General features: G+C 55.0%; 17 protein-coding genes. 7 read left to right on the top strand and 10 right to left on the bottom strand.

Translation table 11 applies throughout. The features are described from left to right. Positions 1-31: 31 nt before the first annotated feature. The 3 genes from HZ297_RS08685 to pgm form a co-directional block, all read right to left on the bottom strand. Positions 32-349: a c-type cytochrome gene (locus tag HZ297_RS08685; protein WP_246261808.1), complete on the bottom strand. Its 318-nt coding sequence runs from the start codon at positions 347-349 to the stop codon at positions 32-34. 916 nt (positions 350-1,265) lie between these two features. After that, positions 1,266-2,162 carry a patatin-like phospholipase family protein gene (locus tag HZ297_RS08680; RefSeq protein WP_178862843.1) on the bottom strand — a complete coding sequence of 299 codons (897 nt, stop codon included), beginning with the start codon at positions 2,160-2,162 and terminating at the stop codon, positions 1,266-1,268. Positions 2,163-2,179: 17 nt separating this feature from the next. Next, entirely contained in the window at positions 2,180-3,826 is a 1,647-nt protein-coding gene (gene pgm / locus HZ297_RS08675) for a phosphoglucomutase (alpha-D-glucose-1,6-bisphosphate-dependent) (RefSeq protein ID WP_178862841.1), read from the bottom strand. A 224-nt stretch (positions 3,827-4,050) separates the two neighbouring features. Between pgm and HZ297_RS08670 the strand changes: the two genes are divergently transcribed. The 4 genes from HZ297_RS08670 (at position 4,051) to HZ297_RS08655 (ending at position 8,781) form a co-directional block, all read left to right on the top strand. After that, positions 4,051-4,344 (top strand): DUF2607 family protein, encoded by a 294-nt coding sequence (locus HZ297_RS08670; RefSeq protein ID WP_178862839.1) that lies wholly within the window; start codon positions 4,051-4,053, stop codon positions 4,342-4,344. Between the two features lie 45 nt (positions 4,345-4,389). Continuing rightward, a complete protein-coding gene (locus HZ297_RS08665) occupies positions 4,390-6,582 on the top strand; it encodes a TonB-dependent receptor (protein ID WP_178862837.1) in 2,193 nt (730 codons plus the stop codon). 215 nt (positions 6,583-6,797) lie between these two features. Further along, positions 6,798-7,790, top strand: a complete 993-nt coding sequence (locus HZ297_RS08660) for a GGDEF domain-containing protein (protein WP_178862829.1) — start codon at positions 6,798-6,800, stop codon at positions 7,788-7,790. 73 nt (positions 7,791-7,863) lie between these two features. After that, a complete protein-coding gene (locus HZ297_RS08655) occupies positions 7,864-8,781 on the top strand; it encodes a DnaJ C-terminal domain-containing protein (protein WP_178862827.1) in 918 nt (305 codons plus the stop codon). A 92-nt stretch (positions 8,782-8,873) separates the two neighbouring features. Here HZ297_RS08655 and HZ297_RS08650 read toward each other — a convergent pair whose 3' ends face one another. Further along, positions 8,874-10,196, bottom strand: coding sequence for a response regulator (locus HZ297_RS08650; RefSeq protein ID WP_178862825.1), 1,323 nt, complete (start codon positions 10,194-10,196; stop codon positions 8,874-8,876). Between the two features lie 35 nt (positions 10,197-10,231). Further along, positions 10,232-10,774, bottom strand: coding sequence for a heme NO-binding domain-containing protein (locus HZ297_RS08645; RefSeq protein WP_178862823.1), 543 nt, complete (start codon positions 10,772-10,774; stop codon positions 10,232-10,234). A 176-nt stretch (positions 10,775-10,950) separates the two neighbouring features. Between HZ297_RS08645 and HZ297_RS08640 the strand changes: the two genes are divergently transcribed. From HZ297_RS08640 to sppA, 3 genes are all read left to right on the top strand, one after another. Next, complete coding sequence (locus tag HZ297_RS08640; protein WP_178862821.1) at positions 10,951-12,054, top strand: TRAP transporter substrate-binding protein; 1,104 nt, start codon at positions 10,951-10,953, stop codon at positions 12,052-12,054. Between the two features lie 215 nt (positions 12,055-12,269). Further along, a complete protein-coding gene (locus HZ297_RS08635; protein WP_178862819.1) occupies positions 12,270-13,310 on the top strand; it encodes a GGDEF domain-containing protein in 1,041 nt (346 codons plus the stop codon). Positions 13,311-13,336: 26 nt separating this feature from the next. Beyond that, entirely contained in the window at positions 13,337-14,350 is a 1,014-nt protein-coding gene (sppA, locus tag HZ297_RS08630) for a signal peptide peptidase SppA (protein WP_178862817.1), read from the top strand. Between the two features lie 33 nt (positions 14,351-14,383). On the opposite strand, the gene HZ297_RS08625 is transcribed toward sppA, so the two are convergent. The 5 genes from HZ297_RS08625 to HZ297_RS08605 all read right to left on the bottom strand — a co-directional run bounded on the left by HZ297_RS08625 (position 14,384) and on the right by HZ297_RS08605 (position 20,921). Further along, positions 14,384-16,138 carry a methyl-accepting chemotaxis protein gene (locus HZ297_RS08625; RefSeq protein ID WP_178862815.1) on the bottom strand — a complete coding sequence of 585 codons (1,755 nt, stop codon included), beginning with the start codon at positions 16,136-16,138 and terminating at the stop codon, positions 14,384-14,386. Between the two features lie 122 nt (positions 16,139-16,260). After that, positions 16,261-17,253, bottom strand: coding sequence for a ChaN family lipoprotein (locus HZ297_RS08620; RefSeq protein ID WP_178862813.1), 993 nt, complete (start codon positions 17,251-17,253; stop codon positions 16,261-16,263). Positions 17,254-17,257: 4 nt separating this feature from the next. Then, a complete protein-coding gene (locus HZ297_RS08615) occupies positions 17,258-19,360 on the bottom strand; it encodes a sensor domain-containing protein (protein ID WP_178862811.1) in 2,103 nt (700 codons plus the stop codon). A 168-nt stretch (positions 19,361-19,528) separates the two neighbouring features. Further along, positions 19,529-20,200: a nitroreductase gene (locus HZ297_RS08610; protein ID WP_178862809.1), complete on the bottom strand. Its 672-nt coding sequence runs from the start codon at positions 20,198-20,200 to the stop codon at positions 19,529-19,531. Between the two features lie 13 nt (positions 20,201-20,213). Further along, positions 20,214-20,921, bottom strand: a complete 708-nt coding sequence (locus tag HZ297_RS08605) for an SDR family NAD(P)-dependent oxidoreductase (RefSeq protein WP_178862807.1) — start codon at positions 20,919-20,921, stop codon at positions 20,214-20,216. Positions 20,922-20,960: the final 39 nt, after the last annotated feature.

Here is a 20,960-nt window from a genome sequence, read left to right as displayed (position 1 = left end):
GTCTGTTCCTGTTGAAAGGGCGGCAAGGGCGTTAAGGCTTGAGCGTGGCAAAGTAGCTTGCCAGGGCTTCAATCTCTTCGTCGGAATACGCCTTCAGGTGGCGCTGCATGACGGTTGAGGGGCGCTTGCCGCTTTTCATGTCTTTGAGTTGCTGTACCATGATGTTGGCGGGATAGCCAGCCAGCGGCGGAATGGCGCCGCCGCTGTATTTGCCTTCGGGGCCGTGGCACATAAAACAGGTGGTGGCCGATAGTTCGGCGTTGCTGATGACGTCGGCGTGCGCGGCCAGCGGCATCAGGCTCAAAGCGCCGACAAACAGGGCGCTCAATGGCATCATGACGGTTTTCATAGGGTTCCCTTCTGGCTACGCGCCGTTGCTGGACGGCGCGTGTAGTGCATTGATGTGGATAGGGTTTTGGCAGGCCACCCGGCCCGCATAATTTTGTGGGCCTATTTTCACGAGTCTATAAGTAAATTCTAATAAATATAATTTTTTGCCATTCATAATCTATTTTTATGGCAATAAAAATACGCACAAGCTCTTATCAAAAGCGTGTTTTGAGAGCGATTTTTGAAAAAAATCAGGGATTACGGGCGGTTTTGAGCAGGCCGGGCTTTTAGGGGTATAAAAAAATATTATGCATTTTAAAAGTAGGGTTTTAGCGCGCTTTGCTGGTGGAGCATGGTTGTATTGCCGGACGGCGAAGAAGCTATCAACAAGATTTGAAATATCAATTGGCTAGGTTGAACAGGACGGCGCTAAGATAATTTGCGCGGCAAAGGTGTTTTCAACTTTGCCGTGTTGCCAGTAACAGGCAATCAGCCGATTCACCGGCCTGATTGTTGCACGCTCAAGGTGCTTGAGGGATATTTCTTTAACGCTCTATAGGGCACCTCTAATAACCCCCGATGAGATTCTGCGGGACTTAAAAGCCACTTATTCCAAGCGTGCGTTGCCGACCTTAGTCATTCTAAGGTCAAGGCGCACAATACCGAAGAAGTGGCTTTTAAGCACCGCCCGAAGGGGCTTAGCCAAATTTGTCATTTCTGCGTTGTGAAGTTTTGCAAGGTCTAGACATTACTGCAACTTCACGCCTTGACCTGACAAATTTGGCGTTGCCAGAATCCAACGTGAGTTATTAGAGGTGCCCTATAACCTTGTCCTGCAAAGTGCGCTGAGCCTCTGCACGCCTTTAATAGGCCACCCCAAACTTGGCTCTGCCAGCCGTTGATGCGGCGAACAGAGCCTTTTTTAGTCGCTTCCTTTAGCCGTTTTTTAGTGGCGCATTCAAATAACGTCCGGCCAGGTCGTAACCCAGCTGAATCATCGGTGATACCAGGGTGAATTCGAGCATGCCGCAGGCATTGCGCGGAATGTCGATGACCACATCGGGCGGGTAAGCCGCCAGTTTCGAGCGGGCAATGCTGTTCTGCATACTGTCGAAAGCCTGGTTGCTGATTTCATACACGTCCCACACAAACGGCGTTTCGCTGGTTTCCTGCGTACCAAAATGCGATTTAATGTCGCTCAGCAACTCGCCCAGGCTTTCCAGCCAGGCGGGCCGGGTCTCTGCCGGTTCGCTCAGTTGCAGGGTCTTATCGGCTTTGCCGCCGAGGTTGACGGCAATGGTCAGGTCGGTGCGGTCGCCGAAGGTGGGGGCGATGGGCACCGGATTGAGCACGCCGCCGTCAATCAGCGTCATGCCGTGGTGCTGGTGCGGCGTGAAAATCATCGGCAGGGCGATCGAGGCGCGGATGGCTTCCAGCAGCGAGCCGCTTTGCAGCCACACCTCTTTTTCGTGTTCGATATCGGTGGCCACCGCGGTGAATTTGATAGGCAGGCTTTCGATATCAGGGTTGCCGATCATCTCCTTCAGCACCGAGAAAAGTTTGTCGCCTTTGATCAGGCCGGTGCGATCCCAGGCGAGATCCAGCAGGGCGAGGATGTCGGTTTGGGTGAGTTGTTTGAACCAGTTCTCGAAGGCGTCGAGTTTGCCGGCGGCGTACACGCCGCCCACCAGAGCGCCCATGGAGCAGCCGGAAATGGAGTCGATGCGGTAACCGTTTTCTTCCAGCCAGCGGATCACACCGATATGCGCCAGCCCGCGGCCGCCGCCGCTGCCGAGAATCAGGGAGACACTTTTACGGTTGTCCGTGGTCATGGTCGAAGCGCGTTATCTTAGGCGTTCGCCAGCGCCTGGCTGACAATGGTTTGCGCTTCCTGCACAATCTGTTGCAGGTGCGCCTCGCCTTTAAAACTTTCGGCGTAGATTTTGTAAATATCCTCGGTGCCGGACGGGCGTGCCGCAAACCAGCCGTTTTCAGTGGTGATTTTCAAGCCGCCAATCGCCGCGCCGTTGCCGGGAGCATGCGTGAGCTTGGCGGTGATTTTCTCGCCCGCGAGGATGTCGGCTTTGACCATCTCCGGCGAGAGGTTGCTCAAAATCGTTTTCTCTTCGCGGTTGGCGGGGGCGTCAATGCGCGTGTAAAGCGGGTTGCCGAACTGTGCGGTCAGCTCCTGGTAACGTTCGCCGGGGTCTTTGCCGGTGACGGCGGTGATTTCCGCCGCCAGCAGGTTGAGGATAATGCCGTCCTTGTCGGTGCTCCAGGCACTGCCGTCCATGCACAGGAAAGACGCGCCGGCCGATTCTTCGCCGCCAAAGCCGAAGCTGCCGGTTTGCAAGCCGTCCACAAACCACTTGAAGCCGACCGGCACCTCGCACAGATTGAGGTGGTGCGCCGCCGCCACGCGGTCGATCATCGAGCTGGACACCAGGGTTTTGCCGACCGCCGCGTTCTTCGGCCAGTTGGGGCGGTGGGTAAAGAGGTAGTCGATGGCCACGGCCAGATAGTGGTTGGGATTCATCAAACCGACCGATTTCGTCACAATGCCGTGGCGATCCACGTCGGGGTCGTTGCCGAAGGCCAGATCGTAGTTGTCCTTGAGGTCGATCAGGCCGGCCATCGCATAGGGCGAGGAGCAGTCCATGCGGATTTTGCCGTCCTTGTCGACATGCATAAAACCGAAGGTCGGGTCGACTTGCTGATTGACCACCTCCAGATTCAAGCCGTAGTGTTCGGCAATCGGCTGCCAGAAGTCGATGGCGGCACCGCCCATCGGGTCGACCGCAAGTTTCAAACCGGCCTCTTTGATGGCCTGCATGTTGACCACCTTATGCAGGTTCTCGACATAAGGGGTGATCAGGTCGGTCGGGATGACGCAGTCGGACGCCATCGCCTGCGCCAAGGGTAGGCGTTTGACCTCTTTGAGGTCGTTCAGCAGAATCGCGTTGGCGCGGTTTTGAATCCATTGGGTCGCGTCGGTGTCGGCTGGGCCGCCGTTGGGCGGGTTGTATTTAAAGCCGCCATCCTGCGGCGGATTGTGCGACGGGGTGATAATCACGCCGTCGGCAAAGCCGCCCTGACGGCCGGCGTTGTAACTCAAAATGGCGTTGGAAATGACCGGTGTGGGCGTGTAGCGGCCGTTGGACTGGATCATCACATGAATGCCGTTGGCGGCAAACACCTCTATGGCGGTGGCGTGCGCCGCTTCCGAAAGCGCGTGGGTGTCCATGCCGATAAACAGCGGGCCGACGATGTTCTGCAAACGGCGGTATTCGACGATCGCCTGGCAGATGGCGGCGATATGGTTTTCGTTAAAGGTGGTTTTGCTGGAGCAGCCGCGATGGCCGGAGGTGCCGAAACTGACCGCCTGTTCCGGCAGGTTGGCGTCGGGTTTGAGGTGGTAGTAATCCGCCATGAGTTTGGGGATGTTTTCTAACAGTTTTGCAGGGGCTTTTTTTCCGGCATAGGGAGAGATCGCCATAGTCACACACACCTTTAGATTGCTGCCCCAAAAGAGGCAAATTCGTCGATTAACTGCGTCTAAATATCCGTTGATTATATCGGGGAATCTTGCTGTCGTGGCTAAAAAATAAACTCAACAGGCCGGGTGCTGGCAAGGGGTAAAAATAGCGGTTTTATCCTGTCTGTTGTGGATGCCATTTGTATGGCCGGTTGTTATAATGCTCGGCTATGATGAGTTTTATGATGCGTGTTAGGTTCTTGAAAAACCGGATTTTTTTAGCGGTTTTTCTGCTGGCGCTGTTTGTCTCCGCGCAAACGGCGTCGTTGTTGCATGCCGAAATTCATCCTTTTCATCACCATACCGCCGAATGCGATCTGCTGGAGCAGATAGCCCAGCCGGTGCAGGCGGCGAGTGATGCGGTCGCCCCGCTGGTCACGCAATGGCGTGCGCATATTGCTGTCACTGTAGCGGTTGCCGCGCCTGCGTTGGCCGTTGTCGTTCCTTATTACGGCCGTGCCCCTCCATTTTCTGTTTAAAACAGCTTTTTGATTTATTTAAATTTGTTTTAACAGGAAAATACCATGCGATTAACCAAACTTGCAGCCGCTTTGTGGGCGGCTGGTGGTGTGCTGTCTGCGCACGCCCAAACTACTTCCGATTCAACGACCTCAACTTCACTGGATGCCGTCACTGTGTCGGCCTCTCCGATACATGAACATGAAGCTTTCGATGTGCCTTCGCAGGTCGATGTCTTGAGCGGCCAGGATAAAATGCAACGCGATAGCGGCTCTTTGGGCGAAATGCTTGAATCCATGCCGGGTGTCAACAATATGAGTGCCGGCACGCAATCGGGCAAGCCGGTGATTCGCGGGCTGACAGGCAACCGCGTCAAAGTGCTTTCCAACGGCCAGAACACCGATTATCAGGCTTACGGTACGCGCCACCTGCCCAATACCGACCCGTATCTGGCGGATCGCGTTGAAGTGATTCGCGGGCCGCAAAGCGTGTTGTACGGTTCCGAGGCGATGGGCGGTGTGGTCAATGTTTTGCAGGCCCCCATCCCTTACGGACAGGACACCCACGGCGAATTGGCGACGGAATACAACACCAATAACCGTGAAACGCAATTTGGCGTAAAAGTCGGTGCCGGCGCCGAGAAGTTCGGCGTAACCGCCGGTTACTCTGTGCGCGAAGCGGATAACTTCACCGTACCCAATGCCGCTTCCAGCCAAGGGGCGACGCCCTCCAGCGCGGTGAGCGACAAGCCGCTGTTTGTGGGCGAAGTGCCTTATACCAATTTTGAGAACCGTTCCGGCACCATCGGTGTGGGTTACCGCGATGACTGGGGCAAGGTCGAGTTGCGTCATACCCAGTGGATTTCGCATCAGAACTATCTGGGAATTGAGGCCGCCAACAGCACGTCAGAATACGAGGCGCTGGCTGCCGGGCAGAAGTTGCAGAACGACGAGACGCAATTGAGCGGCGAATTCTATCTGAACGACGACTGGACGTTAAAACCAAGTTGGACGCATACCCGCAATGCGCGTGAAGCGTCGCATGATCTGCCGTTTGAAACCATGGCCGAAGACGAAGGCACCGAGGAATACCTTGATTTGCTGGTGCAGCGCGACGATATCAAGCTGGCGTTGCAGCATCCGGCTATCGGGCCGTTTGAAGGCGAAATTGGCGTGGAGTTGGGCGAGGTGCAGCAGACGTTGCGTTCCGGACATCTGACACCATCGGCCGACGAGAGCAAGCGTGCGGTTTATCTGTTTGAAGAAGCCGATATGGATAAATGGCTGGTGCAGTTGGGCGCGCGTTACGATACGCATACTGTCAAAGCACCATTGAATGCGGAAAACGAACACTTCTGGGATGAAATGGAGGTGTTTGACGCCAGCAACAATGAGCGTGAGTTTGATGTCTTTACCGGTTCTGCGGGCGCGACCTACCGCTTCAGCGACAAGCTGAGTCTGGCGGCGAATATGGCCACCGGTTTCCGTGCGCCGAGCATTTTCGAGCTGTATGCGGCGGGCGAACACGGCGGTGTGCAGGCGTTCCAGCTGGGTAACCCGGATCTGAAAGCGGAAACCTCGTTGAATACCGATCTGTCATTGCGCTGGCAGGACCAGGCCACGCAGATGACGGTCACGGTCTACCAGAACTGGATCAATAACTATATCTATCTGGCGAATACCGGATTCTACCGTGCCAAAGAGGGCGCGCCGAATGAAGGTCAGCAAGTGGCTTCGACAGCACCTGGCGCCATTCCCGAAATGCAGGCCGAGCAGACCGATGCCGAAATCCGCGGCTTGGAGTTGAGCGTGGCGCAGCAGTTCGATGCCAACTGGTCGGCGGATGCCGCACTGGAAATCATCGACGGGCGTGATGTCAAAAACCATCAGGCGCTGCCGTTGATTCCGGCCAACAATCTGGCGCTGAACGGGCACTACCGTTTTGATGACGCCGCTGGCCTAAAAAACCAGAAGGTCAGTCTGGGTGTACGTCTGGTGGACAAGAAGAAAATTGCCGGTCTGTACGAGCCGTTCTCGCAATTTGACAACCTGCCTATCGGTACCGGTTCGACCGATGCCTATGCGGTGTGGAACCTGAGTTATGCAGTGGATGTGAAACTCGACAGCAACACCCTGAAGCTGGGTGCGGCGGTGGAGAACCTGTTTGATACCGCCTACGTTGACTTCCTCAACACCTACAAAGGGTATACGTTGAATCCGGGGCGTAACTTCAAGTTGACGGCGCGTCTGGATTTCTAACCCGGCCTGTTCACTTTTTTGAGGCGTTTTTGTAAGCGCCTTCACCTCTCTAAAGCGTCTGTCATCCCGGGATGGCAGGCGCTTTTTTTATTATCACGTAGCCAATACGTTATATGACCCGGTTGTATGGCCTATCAGGTAATAAGGGGTTTCTATGTGTAAACTACGTTATTTTTGCTAAAATCGGAGCTCTATCATGGCCTTGCAGGTGGTGTATGCTCCCGTTATTTTCACAACTTCCTCCCGCCGATTATTACGCGCGGCGCACCGCCCTTTTCCTGAAGTATCAGGCCAGTCTGGCCGCCCTGGCCATTACTCCGATGGCCGTCTGGCGCTTCAGTCTGGAGCAGACCGTGCATGGCATTGTCGATGTGCTGATTGTGCTGTTTTTGCTGCTGCTCAGTTGGCTGGCGACCCGAGGGTTGGCGATTCGCGCAATTGCCTGGCTGGCGTCGTGTATCTATATGGCCGGTGCCTGGTATGTGGTGTACGCCTTCGGCACCTCTACGCTCTTATGGGCCTTTCCGGCGGGGGTGGCGATGCACTTCATTCTGCCGGACAAAGAGGCCTTGTTTGCCAATACCCTGCTGCTGTTCGGCGTGTTGTTGGTTGGTGTTAAGGTCGATGCCATGACGCTGACCATTTTTGCCTTGACCTATAGTCTGGTGGCGATATTTGCCTGGCAGTTTTCGAGCCGTTTGCGGGCGGATAACCTATTGTTGCAGCGTTTCGCCCATTTGGATCCGCTGACCGGTGTCGGCAACCGGCGGGCGTTGGATGTGCGTGTGGCCGAGTTGATTGCGAATCGCGACGTTAAATGCCAGCCCTCCTGTGCGATGTTGATGGTGGATATCGATCATTTCAAACGCATCAACGACACTCACGGCCACGAGGTCGGTGACGGCGCCTTGCAAAAGCTGGTGGGTTATCTGCACGAGCATTGCGATCCGCAAACCGAAATCTACCGTTTCGGCGGCGAGGAGTTTTGCATCCTCACGGCCAAAACCCTTGAAGGTGCGCATCATTTGGCGGAAGTTTTGCGCCAGGCGGTGGAGCGGGCAACGCAGGCGGAAGAACATCCTTTGACGATTTCCATCGGCGTGGCGTTGCTGCAACCCGGGCAGAGTGCATCCGACTGGTTTAAAAGTGCCGATGAAGCGTTGTATCGCGCCAAGTCGGGCGGACGCAATTGCACCCATATTGCCTGATTTTGCTTGAAAAAACCGCCCTGCACCCTTATGTTACCCTGCATTATCGTATCTAGTGACGAACAGGATAGCCATGAGCAAAGATTACTATGCATTATTGGGCGTAAACAGAAACGCCGATGAAGCGGAAATAAAAAAAGCCTACCGCAAACTGGCGGCCAAATACCACCCGGACAAGCCGACCGGCGACGAGGCCAGGTTCAAGGAGATCAGCGAAGCTTATGAAACCCTGAGCGATCCGGAGAAGCGCTCGATGTATGACCGCTTCGGGGCTGATTACGCGCATCACCGCTCCTCCGGATTTGGCGGGTTTGAAGGCCAGGGAGCCGATTTTGCCGATATCTTCGGCTCGATGTTCGGCGGCGGCCAGGGCTTTGGCGGGTTTGGCGAGCAGGGCTTCGGTCAGCGCCAGCCGCGTCCGCAAAAGGGTGAAGATCAGACCGTGGCGGTCATGGTCACCTTGCAGGAAGCGATTGACGGCGCCGAGAAGATCATCAATGTGCAAACCGGCAATCCGCGCACCCACAGCTACGCTTACGAAACCAAACCGATCAAGGTGCGCATTCCGGCCGGCGTGCTGCAGGGACAGAAAATCCGCGTCAAGGGGAAAGGGTTCAGCGGCTTTAACGGCGGGCCGGATGGCGATGTGATTATTGAGATCAATCTGCAAAAAGACGCGCGTTTCCGTATCGACGGCGAGGATGTCTATGTGGATTTGCCGATTACCCCGTGGGAAGCGGCCTTGGGTGCCAAGGTGGAAATTCCGACCCTGAAAGGCCCGGTGAAGATGTCAATCGCACCGGGTACGCAGTCCGGCGCTAAATTGCGTATCAAGGGCCGCGGTTTGGGCGGTGCACAGGGGCGTGAGCCGGGCAATCAGTATGTGGTGGTGCAGATTCATGTGCCGCTGCCGCAGACCGACGAGCAGAAAGCGCTGTACGAGCAAATGGCGCAAAGCATGCCGTTTGATCCCAGAGCGCATCTGGCCTAGTTTTTAAGCCTGTTAAGGTCTGTTTAAGGCGGTTTGACTGTCATACTCCAGCCCGGAACCTCCGGGCTTTTTTATGCGCGCTGGCCGGCCTGTTAAGAAAAGGTAGTTTGCTGGCTGGCATTCAGAATGGCGGTTTGAATCTCCTCGACCTGGAAGGGTTTATGCAGAAAACCATCCATACCGCAGTGCTTGGCTTTTTCGCGATCCTCTTCCGCCGTGGTGGCGGTAAGCGCGATAATCGGCAGGGTTACCCCCAGTTGTCTGAGCTGTTGCGCCGCTTCAAAGCCGTCCATTTCCGGCATAAAGCAGTCCATGAAAATCAGGTCGAACGCCTCGCTGGCCTGCGGGTTTTGCGAGAAGAGTTCCACGGCTTCACGGCCGTTTTCCAATAGTGTGACGCTATGCCCGAGTTTCTCGAGCGTTTTTTCGGCAATGCGGCGGTTGATGAGGTTGTCTTCCACCACCAGAATTCGGCTGCTTTGGGCTTTTAAATGTTCGATAGGGCGTTTGACCTTGGGCTGAGATACGCTGTCTTCCGCCGGAATGCAGGGGATTTCGGCCCAGAAAAGCGAACCTTGCCCTAAGGTGCTCTCCACACCGACCCGGCCTTGCATCATTTCAATGAGTTTTTTACTGATGACCAGCCCCAGGCCGGTGCCGCCGAACTGGCGGGTGGTGGAGGCATCGACCTGCGAAAAGTCGATAAACAGCTTTTTCTGGTTTTCGCTGGAAATGCCCAGTCCGCTGTCTTCCACCTCGAAGCGCACGATGTTCTCGCGCTGTTTGACTTTGAGGATGATATGGCCCTCTTCGGTGAATTTGATAGCGTTGCTCAAATAGTTGTTGAGCACCTGCGTGAGTCGATAGGGATCGCCCTGAATCCATGGCGGAACGGCGTCATCCCATTGCAGTTCCAATGCAATCTGCTTGCGTGTGCAGTTTTCTTTGAAGGTGGTCAGAATCGTCTGACATTGCTGCTGCAGATTAAAGGCGACCTTTTCCAAGCGCATCTGCCCGGCTTCGATTTTGGAAAAATCGAGAATGTCGTTGATGACATGCAACAGAATGCCGGCAGACTGCTGGGCAATGCCCAGCAGGCGGAAGCACTCGTCGGAAGCCACTTCGCTTTCGAGCAGATTGAGCGCGCCGATAATGCCGTTGATGGGGGTGCGGATTTCATGGCTCATGGTGGCCACGAATTCGGACTTGGCCTTGCTGAGGGCGAGCGCACGGTTTTTTTCCTGCTCCACTTCGGCAGTGCGTTCGATGACCTTCTTCTCCAGGTCGGACGCCATCTTCTGCAGGGCGAGATTGCTTGCATACAGTTCAAGGGATTTGGTTTCGAGTAACTGCTCCGCTTGCTTTCTGGCCTGGCGTTCTCGTTGAAGCCGTCTTTCAAATAGGTTGCTGTCCATCTTCTGCTTATCTGGTCTTCATGCAATGGGGTAAATTAGGATTTGGTGAGGATAAACAACACCTGCGTCAGTCCATCGGTTGACTGATCCTGCATGTCGATGCTGATATTTTCCTTAAAGTAGGTCGCCGAGCCCTTGATCAGGCCGAAAGCCAGTGCCGAAAACGGGCGTTTGGACTGGTAGGTCAGCAGCATGCGGTTGTCCGATTCGATCTTCGAACGGAAAGTGGGCAGTTCCGCCTCGGGATAGAGTTTTTTGACTTCAACATGCACCTTGTTTTCGATGGTGTCTAAAAACTCGAAGCAGGAAGCGACATTCTCGAAAAACATCGGATAGCCTACAACAAAGCGTTCCAGCAGATACTCTCCGAATGTCTTGACCAGGTCTTCAACCGCAATGCCGCTGGCTTGGCTCAGGTGGGTGACCAGTTCGAGCAGTTCGCGGTGATCGTAGGTGCCGACCGACGTATAGGCCCCGCCGGAAGGCAGGTTGGATTTCTCGATAATTTCGTCGGCCATCTCGTAACCGAACTTATCTTCGACCAATTCGATAAATTCAGAAAAAACAATTCCTTTCATGTTTTCCGGCTCCGTTAGCTGGGGTGTTTATGTTTACGGCTCTCCAGGCACCATTCTAGCAATTTCTGTTGTGGTGGCAGTGGTTTGTGATGGCAATTTGCGTTCAAAAAAGTCCTGTTCACGGCGTTTTTTGCATAAAATGGTCAGATTAAAATCATGTTAAGGATGGCTAATCGATGAAACGTAGAGAATTTATTGGCGCGATTGCCGGCGCCACGGCGGCGACCGCCCTGTCAGCCTGCGGTAAAGACGAGTCTCAAGCGACAGCGGCGGCATCTCAACCGCAAAAGACCTATGAATGGAAAATGGTCACCACCTGGCCCAAGAATTTCCCCGGGTTGGGCACCGGTGCCAATAATGTGGCGCGTTTGATTAACGAGATGTCGGGCGGCCGCATCAAGGTCAAGGTATATGGCGCGGGCGAACTGGTCGGTGCCTTTGAGGTGTTCGATGCGGTTTCCGCCGGCAACGCACAGCTGGGCCATGCGGGTGCCTATTACTGGAAAGGTAAGATTCCTTCGGCGGCGTTTTTCTCGTCGGTGCCGTTTGGCCTGACCGCCAACGAAATGAACGCCTGGCTGTATTACGGCGGCGGCATGGAGTTGTGGGAAGAGGCGTACAAACCGTTCGGCCTGATCCCGAATCCGGCCGGCAATTCCGGTACGCAGATGGGCGGCTGGTTTAACAAAGAGATCAACAGCGTCAAGGATCTGGAAGGGCTGAAAATGCGCATTCCGGGGCTGGGCGGCGAAGTGCTGAAGCGTGCCGGCGGCGTGCCGGTGACCTTGCCGGGCGGCGAGTTGTTCCCGTCGATGCAGTCGGGCGCGTTGGATGCGACCGAATGGGTCGGGCCTTATAATGATCTGGCGTTCGGTTTCTACAAGGCGGCCAAGTACTACTACACGCCGGGCTGGCACGAGCCGGGAACGACGATGGAATGCATGATCAACGAAAAGGCGTTCAACGAATTACCGGTCGATCTGCAAAGCATCGTGCGCAATGCCATGAAAGTGGCCAATCTGGAGATGTTGGCGGAATACACCGCCCGCAACCAGCAGGCGTTGCAGACCTTGATTCACAAACATAATGTCGAGCTGCGCCAGTTCCCCGACGATGTGCTGCAGGCGCTGAAGACACTGGCCGAACAGGTGGTGGAAGAAGAGGCGCAGAAAGACGCGCTGTCAGCCAGAGTGTGGGCATCGCAGAAGACGTTCCGCGATCAGGTCGTCAAATGGACCGAGGTGTCCGAGCAGGCCTATATTCGCGCCCGCAGCCTGTAACAGACGACTTCTGCCAGGTCGTGCTTAGTTTGGCTCAAAAAAGAGCGTTTTTTTGAGCCATAGATTCGGCTTTTCCGGCCGGTTTTTGTAAGGTTTTTCCGGTGTTAAATCAGCACACTCCATTTTCTAAAGAGCGTCCCCTTGACGGATTGCGGGCGCAGATTTGTGCAGAGGCCAATCACCCCAGGGTCTTTTTGGCCAGGGTACTGCTGCAAATGCAAATGCTGCTGTTCGGCGGTTTTGCGATTCTGCATTTAATTCTAGGCAAGTCCCCCGGCATCGTCATCGCGGATTCTGTGGCCTTTCTGGCGGTCAGCGCCCTGTTTTGGCTGCTCACACAAACCCGTAAGGCGGCGTTGGTTGGTCATTTGAATACGCTGATCGGCCTGCTGTTTTTCCCGGTGTTTATCCATTTCAACCAGAATCAGGATTTCGGCTTGATATGGGTGTTCTTTGTACCGTTTATTCTGGTCGCACTCAACGGCTGGCGTATCGGTCTGTTCTATCTGAGCGTGTTTTATGCGGTGGTCTTTACCCAGGCGTATATGGGAATCGGCAACTGGCAGGACGGCTTGTGGAGCGAACTGAGTTTTGTGCGTTTTGTGGTCAGCTCGCTGATGGGGGTCTTGCTCGCCGTGGTGGTTGATGAAACGCATAGCCGGCTGCATCACGCGCTGGAGATGCAAAATGTCAAAGAGCGCCGTTATGTCAACCAGCTGCAGCACTTCTCCAATACCGACAGTCTGACGACGCTGTATAACCGCCACTATTTGAATAAGGTGGTTGATGCCAAGGTGAAGGAATTGCAGGGTAGCCCGCTGTATATCACCTTCTTTATTCTGGATATTGACCAGTTCAAGCTCTATAACGACTATTTCGGCCATCCGGAAGGCGACAAGGTTTTGCGCCGTGTCGCGCAGACGGTGAAGCACTATATTCGCCGTCGTGACGATCTGGTTTTCAGATTGGGCGGCGAGGAGTTCGGCGGACTGCTGGTCAGCGACCATCCGCATGAAACCAGCCGTTGGGTAGCGCAGTTGACCGAACAGGTCGAGGCGTTGCAGATAGCGCATGCCCCCGGCGCCTTGCATCCCGTGGTGACGGTTTCGGTGGGGATTTTTTCTGCGCGCATGGACGGTGTCAAAACGTTTGAAACGCTCTATCGTTCGGCGGATTGCGCGCTTTATCAGGCGAAACAGATAGGGCGCAATCAGGCGGTTACTTTTAACCCCGAAGAGCAGCTAGAGGCGTGTTAGCGGAATTCACCCAGGGAAAAGTCGGTATGAATACACAAGCAAAATCGGACGGTTTTAAAAACTCAGCAGGCCGGGTAGGACGGTCGTTGTTGGCGACGGTGCTCATGGCAAGTCTGTTGGGTGGCTGCACCACCATTCGTCTGGGACCCGCGTATGATGCGCCTTTCAAGGAGCAGGTCATCGAGGAAGCGCCCGCTGCCGCCGGTAAGGTGCTGTTGCTGGAGGTGCGCGGCAAAATCAACGACGAACCGAAAGGCGGTCTGCTTTCCAAAGGACCGAGTCTGCTGGATAGTGTTTTAATGCAGCTTAAAAAAGCGCGTGAAGACAAGACAATCAAGGCGCTGGTATTGAAGATCGATTCGCCGGGCGGTGGGGTGACCGCCAGTGATATTCTCTACCACGAGTTGATGGCCTACAAGGCCGATAGCGGTGTTAAGATTTTTGTGCAGATGATGGACGTGGCTGCCTCCGGTGGGTATTACATTGCATTGGCGGGGGATCATATCCAGGCGCATCCCACCACGGTGACCGGTTCGGTCGGTGTGATTTCGGTGTCGCCCGATCTTTCGCAAGCGATGGATAAGCTGGGTGTCGGGGTCAATGTCTATAAAAGCGGTGCCAGTAAGGATATGGGGTCGCCTTTCAGAGCCGCCAATCCAACCGATCAGGCGCTTTTCCAGGAGCTGATTGCCAAAATGGCCGAGCGCTTTTACGGTGTGGTGGCAGAGCGCCGCAGTTTGAACGAGGCGCAGATGCGGGAGATTAAAAGCGCGCGTATCTACAGCGGCGCGGCGGCCAAAGACGCCGGCTTGGTGGATTCGTTGGGATATTTGTCGGATGCGACGCAGCAGGCCTGCGAGTTGGCGGGCGAAAAGCGTTGTGAAGTCATCGCTTACCGTTTTACTAAAAATCCCAATGCCTCAATCTACTCGCCTTCCGCCCAAGAGATTGACAGCTCACCGAACGCCTTGCTGCACGTGCCTTTATTGGAAAGCGCGTTGCAGCTGACTCCCGGAGTTTACTATCTTTATCAGCCCTGAGCGTCTTTTGCAGAGCCTCATACATAGCGCCCCTTAGCGCTTGGCTAAAGCGCGTGGGGCGTTCAATGCAGGTTGGCCGGTTTTAAAGTAAGCCATCTCCTGATTCAATATTTGCGCCTGTTTGGCCATCTGTTCCGAAGCGCGCGCCGTTTCCTCGACCAGGTTGGCGTTTTGCTGCGTGACCTGGTCAATCTGCGCCATCGAGTGATGTACGCGTTGGATGCCGGACGACTGCTCCGCGGAGGCGTGTGCAATCTGGTTGATCATCTCGCTGACGCTGGCAACAGCGGCATTGATTTGCTGCAGCACCTCTCCTGAATCGTGTGCCAAGGCGTTGCCTTGATCGACCCGCTGCACGGTGACTTGAATCAGGTTCTTGATGTCCTTGGCGGCTTCCGCCGATTTCTGCGCCAGTGCGCGCACCTCTCCGGCAACCACCGCAAAACCGCGGCCGTGTTCGCCTGCACGGGCCGCTTCCACCGCGGCATTCAGTGCGAGCAGATTGGTCTGGAAGGCGATGCCGTCGATCAGCGCCACAATTTCGGAAATCTCCTGACTGGAGGTTTGGATGGCGTTCATGGCGTGGATGGTCTCCTCCATGACGCGCGTGCCCTGTTCCGATTTGCGCTGCACCTCGCTGGCCACTTGCGACGCTTTTTGCGCGCCTGCGGTGTTGTTCTGCACCGTGGCGCTCATCTCCTGCATGGTATGGTTGGTGTGCTGCAGTTCGGAGGCCAGTTGCTGGATACGCTCGCTGAGAATCTGCGTGCTCTCGGACACTTCATTGGTGACCTGATTGACCCGGTTGGCCGCCTGCGAGGTGTTGTGAATGACTTCGCTCAGACGGGTCGCCATCTCCACCGTCGCCTCGGAGAGCGCTTCGACGGCGTTTCTGAACAGCGACTCCTCATTGGGTTGCAGGTGCTGTTTCATGCGCTGGGACAGGTCGCCCTGGGCGAAGCTGTGCAACACTCTGGCGGCATCTTCGACCACGTTTTGCAGCAGTTTCATATTGGCGTTGTTGCCCACGTCGGTGCCGTACTTGACGACCTTGTAGACATTGCCGTCGTTATCGAAAATCGGGTTGTAGCTGGCTTCCAGCCAGACTTCTCTGCCCGATTTATCGATTCGTTTGATGGTGCCTGAAAAGAATTTCCCTGCTTTGAGGTTCTGCCAGAGTTGCTTGTAGTCGTCCGAGTTGCGGTAGGCGGGAGTGACGAACAGACTATGGTGTTTGCCCACCAGCTCTTCAGCCGAATAGCCCATGGTTTTCAGGAAGTTGTCGTTGGCACGGCGGATAGTGCCGTCGAGATCGAATTCAATGACCGCCATCACGCGGTTAATCGCCGCAATCTGCGAGCGGTTCTCTTTTTCCTGCGCCACCTGGGCGCTGATGTCGGTTGCGAACTTGACGATTTTGCTGACTTTGCCGTGTTCATCCAGAATCGGGTTATAACTCGCTTCCAGACAGATGATGTGTCCGTCTTTTTTGATGCGTTCGATACGCCCGCTGAAAAAATCGCCATGACGCAGCTTTGCCCAGAATTCGCTATATTCCCGGCTGTTGGCATAGTCCGGACGCACAAACAGGCGGTGCTGCTGGCCCAGCACCTCGTCGCAGCTATAGCCCATGGCTTGCAGGAAGTTGTCGTTGGCCTTGAGAATGCGGCCGTCAAGGTCGAATTCGATCACCGCCATGACACGATGCAGGGCGGCAAGGATCGCCTGGTCGTTTTGAAGCGTTTTTTCGAGTGTCTGCAGTTGATTCTTATAGCGTTGGCAAAACATACCGTTCCCTGAAAGTGATTCATCAAATTTTTCTATTTAAACACTTAAACCTATAGAAAGTAATCAAAGAATTTTATGTATAGCGCACGTACAAGTTTATTGGAGGGGGGATGAGGTAGGGTTTAGTGGCAGGACTTTGTTTCCGCCCGTTTAAAGGCGCGTTGCAGCATCTGCTTGCGGTAGTCCGCATTGACGTATTTGGCGGGTTGTGCCTGCAGCAGATAGACGAAATCACCTTGCGCCAGTTCCTCTTGATTCACGGCGGCGGTTGCCGGCGAATCGACGTGAATTGGGGTGATCACGGCGATTTTCAGCGCCGGCAGCAGGCGTTTTAGCGCGGCAACCGTGCCCGAGCCGCTTTGGCTGTGAAAGGTGCCGTTGATATGAATCAGCTGGTATCCGGGGTGTTCCTGCAAAGCCTTGGCAATGCTTTCAGCCATGGTGTTGTCACGCGTCAGCTGTGCCAGATAACTGTTATGCGCCTGTTCATCCGACAGGTGCCGGGCGTTTTGCATCCAGTCCCGGAAGCGTTCCGCGTATTCCGGTATGTCGGCAAACGGAGCCTCCGCAATCCAGCGGCGTTCTTCGGGCGGCAGACGGTTGATATAGGCATCGCCGTGGCGGCCGATGCAGCGGATAATGTCGCCGGGCGCATTGGCGGCGACCACCGGTAGCAGATGTTGTTTGGCAAACTCCACCAGCGGACGATAGGACCCGGCGTAGTTTTCCCAGGCGGGCGCCTCATTGATCAGATAGGCCTCGCCGATTTCACCGTCCAGATAGCGGCTGAGCAGAGGTTGCTGATGGCGTTCGAACTGCTCCATCGAGAGAATCTGCTGCGGACGCTGTTGATAAAGCAGCGCCTGCAGCTGCGCTTCAAGCAGATGAGAGGCGTGGTTGCCGTGGAATTCGCCGATAAAAATGACGTCGCGGTCCGCCAGTTTGGGGACGAGCGCTGTCAGGGTTAAAGGGCGGCCGTTGCCTGAATCCATCAGCTGGTAGTCGTAGAGCGTGGTTATATCGGGCGCTTCACGCACACTGCTGCAGCCGCCTAACAACCAAAGGCTGAACAATACAACTTGGGCAATACCTATGTAACGCGCTTTAAGAGCCATGAGTTCAAGGTTGCTGGGTCTGATGGAGTTTGGCGAGTAACTCGGCAAACGGTATTGGCCTGCTCAGATAGTACCCCTGAAAATGTTTGCAGTGCAGCCCCACCAGCGTGTCGAACTGCTCCTGGGTTTCCACCCCTTCGGCGATGGCGCTGACGTTCAATGCTTTTACAATCCCGATAATGGCTTTGGCGATTTTATGCGATTTATGGTCAACGATATGCACCATGTCGATAAAGGTCTTGTCGATTTTGATTTCGTCGAATTCCAGCTCGGTCAGATAGGAGAGCGAGGCGTAACCGGTGCCGAAGTCGTCGATGGAGATGCGGAACCCCAAAGCCCGCAGGTGGCTGATGCGGGTTTTGACGGCCTCGATGTCGTCGATAAAGGCGGTTTCGGTAATTTCCAGCGTCAGATGGTGAACCAGATCGGGATGGCGTGCCAGCAGGGCTTCCAGTTCGTCGACAAAGTTCTCCGCGAGCAGCTGTTTGGCGCTGAGGTTCACGCCCAGTTGGGCATAATGCCGATGCAATCCCTGGGCTTTGAGCTGCTCATAATGCTGTGCCGCCGTTTCCAGCACCCAGCGGCCGATTTTCAGGATCAAACCGCTTTTTTCGGCAAACGGAATAAACACATTCGGCGGAATATAGCTGCCGTTGTGTTTCCAACGGATCAGCAGCTCGCCGCCGGTAATATGGTGATGCTGGTCGTATTGCGGCTGGTGGAACAGCTCGAACTCTGCCATGCTCTGGGTGGCATGGGTCAGCGCCTGCTCGAGTTTATAGCTGTTGTCGGCGATCTGCTGCGATTCGCTCGAATAAAACAGAATCTGACGGCCTTGGTCAATGGCTTCAAAGCTGCTCAGCAGGCCGCGTTCCAGCAGGGTTTCCGCCTGAACGTTTTCGTCGGTGGGCAGTTGGCCGTCAAACACGCAGATGCCGATGCGCGGGTCGAGGTTATGGAGGATGGCATTGCTCTCCTCCAGGTCTTCGATCTGTGCGTGTTCGCCGGCATTGAGCAAAAGAGTGGCGATATCGTTACAGAAATCGATCAAGCCTTCTGTGTCGTGCCTGCGGATAGCCAGCGTGAAATCCGATCCCGAGGTCCGGCCAATCAGGTAGTCCTGGATGGTTATGGCGTCATCCATCTTGTGGACAAACCGCGCCAGCAGTTTGTCGGTGACCTCAAATCCGAGCTGGGTATTGAGTTTGGAGAGGCGGTTGAGGCGCACATGCAGCACAATCAGTTGATCGTGATGCGTTCGGGCTTGTTGCAGGCTGGTGCGCAGCAGTTTTAAAAAATAACTGCGGTTGGGCAGGCCGGTGACCAGATCGTAATTGGCGAAGAACTGCAATTTCTTTTCGGCGTTTTTGAGGTTGCTGATGTCGGCAAAACTCGCTACATAATGCGTCACTTCATGCTGGTCGTTGTAGACCGCACTGACCTTGAGGTATTCGGGATAAATTTCGCCGTTTTTGCGTTTGTTCCAGATTTCGCCCGACCAGTAACCGCGTTCGGCGATGCCTTGCCACATGGCTTCATAAAATTTGGCGTCATGCTTGCCGGAACTCAGCAGGCTTGGGGTTTTGCCGATCGCTTCCTCTTCGCTGTAACCGGTGACCTGGGTGAACACCTTGTTGGTGCGGATAATCACGCCGTTTTTATCGGTAATGACCAAGCCTTCGCCGGTTTCCAACGCTTTGGCGGAGATTGCCAGATCGGCATGCGCCTGAATTTGCGAGGAGATGTCGGTGCCGGTGGCAATCACATACTGCACCTGGTTGTGTGCATCGGTGATGGCCGTATTGTGCCACTGGACGGTGACGTGCTGGCCGTCCTGGGTCAGCCATTCGTTGACCATGCTGTTTGGAAAGTGGCCGGCGGTAAGGGATTTGAAGGTCTTTTCCACCTCCTGACGCTGCTCTTCCGGAACCAGAAAAGACCAGTGGGCATGGTCAATGATATCTTCGGCTTTGTAGCCGGTCAGGCTTTCTGCGGCCGGATTAAAGCGGCGGATCAGGCCATCTCTGTCCATCACGATAATGACGTTATCGACGGTTTCGATAACTTTTTCGAGCAATAGGCAGTCGTCTTGCTTTGACATGTTCATGTGGCCTTCCCTTACTAAAACCAATGTGTTGAATTGTATCCCAGCAGTATGACAAGCCTCAAGAATCAATCATGGAGATTAATCGTGATCTGATGAGTAATAAGACTTATTTAAAAAATGGTTTGAAGTTGGCTCTTAATAAACTCAACAGGCCGGGTAGATGGTGCCTCAATCAAAAAAACGGCTAAAGGCCTCCACCGGTTCGCGGTCGGTGCGGTACTGGTTGACCGGATGCGCCAGGTCTTCATGCCCCAGCGCCATGCCGCCGAGCAGAAGTTTGTCGTCGCCGTAGCCGAGTTGTGCGCGCGCAATCTCGGGATATTCACCCAGCGCGCCTTGCGGGCAGGTCGCCAAGCCTTCTTCCAGCGCCAACAGCATGATGTTCTGCCAGAACATGCCATAGTCCAGATAAGAGCCGGTTTGCAATCCCTTGTCCATCCAGAAAAGCAGCATCACCGGCGCATCGAAGGCGCGGTAGTTGGCGGCCCATTGCGCCAGTTGGCGCTCCTTGTCTTCGCGGGCGATGTTCAAGGCGCCGTAAAGCCGTTTGCCGGTTTCGATGCGGCGCATTTTGTAAGGCGGTTTCCACTCGTCGGGATAATAATGGTAATCCATCTGGCCGCGTTCACCGGCATTAAAGCGTTCGAGCATCGCCGCTTGCAAACGCTGTTTGCTTTGCCCCGTCACCACCGACACCTGCCACGGCTGGGTATTGACGCCCGAGGGGGCGAAACGCGCGCGCTCCAATATCCTGTGGATAACGCGGGTTTCTACGGGTTTGTCCAGAAACGCGCGCACCGAATGGCGCTGCAACACGGCTTGGTGAACGGCTAGGCTCATTATGTGTACTCTCTTAACGCGGCAAAGAGCCGTTATTGATATCCAGACAGATGCCGTTGATATAGTCCGGGCAATCGGTCGCCAGCCAGAACATGGCATCGGCCACTTCCTGCGCAGTAGCGAATCGGCCGCTGATGGTGTTTCGTAAAAACGCCTGCTGGCGGTGTTCGGGAATATTGTTCAATAGCTCCGTTTCGGTGGGGCTGGGGGCGACGGCATTGACGATAATCTGCCCTTGGAAGGCTTTGGCAAAGGCTTTGGTGGCGTTAATCAACCCGGCTTTGGCAATGCCGTACCAGATGTCGGGATGGCCGATTTGCCCGGCGATGGAGGCGTTATTGACTACGCGACCTTTATGGGGCGAGGCTTTGAGTTTGTCTTCCAATAGGGTGGTCAGCATCACAGGCGTCAGCAGGTTCAGGTTCAGGCCGTAATCGCGGTTCACTTCGGGGTAGGCGTCATAGGTCAGGGTTTGCAGCAGGCCGGCGTTATTGATCAGCACATCCACTGCATCCAGCTGCACGACCAGTTCGGAGAGCCTGTCGGTTTGGCTCAGATCAAAGGCAATACAGCGCACCTGCGGATGGTTCTGGTAATCAAAGGTTTCCTGATTGCTGAAGTCGCGCGCCACGATAATGACGTGATCGCCGTTTTCCACAAATTTCTGCGTCAACGCCAGGCCGATGCCCTTATTGCCGCCGGTAATGACTACGTTTCTCATGCTTGCTCCCAACATTTTTGCCATCATGGTAACAAAAAG

Source organism: Thiomicrorhabdus cannonii, assembly GCF_013391695.1.
GTDB lineage: Bacteria > Pseudomonadota > Gammaproteobacteria > Thiomicrospirales > Thiomicrospiraceae > Thiomicrorhabdus > Thiomicrorhabdus cannonii.
Note: the sequence above shows the minus strand (reverse complement) of the source record. Positions and strands in the feature narration are given on the sequence as shown.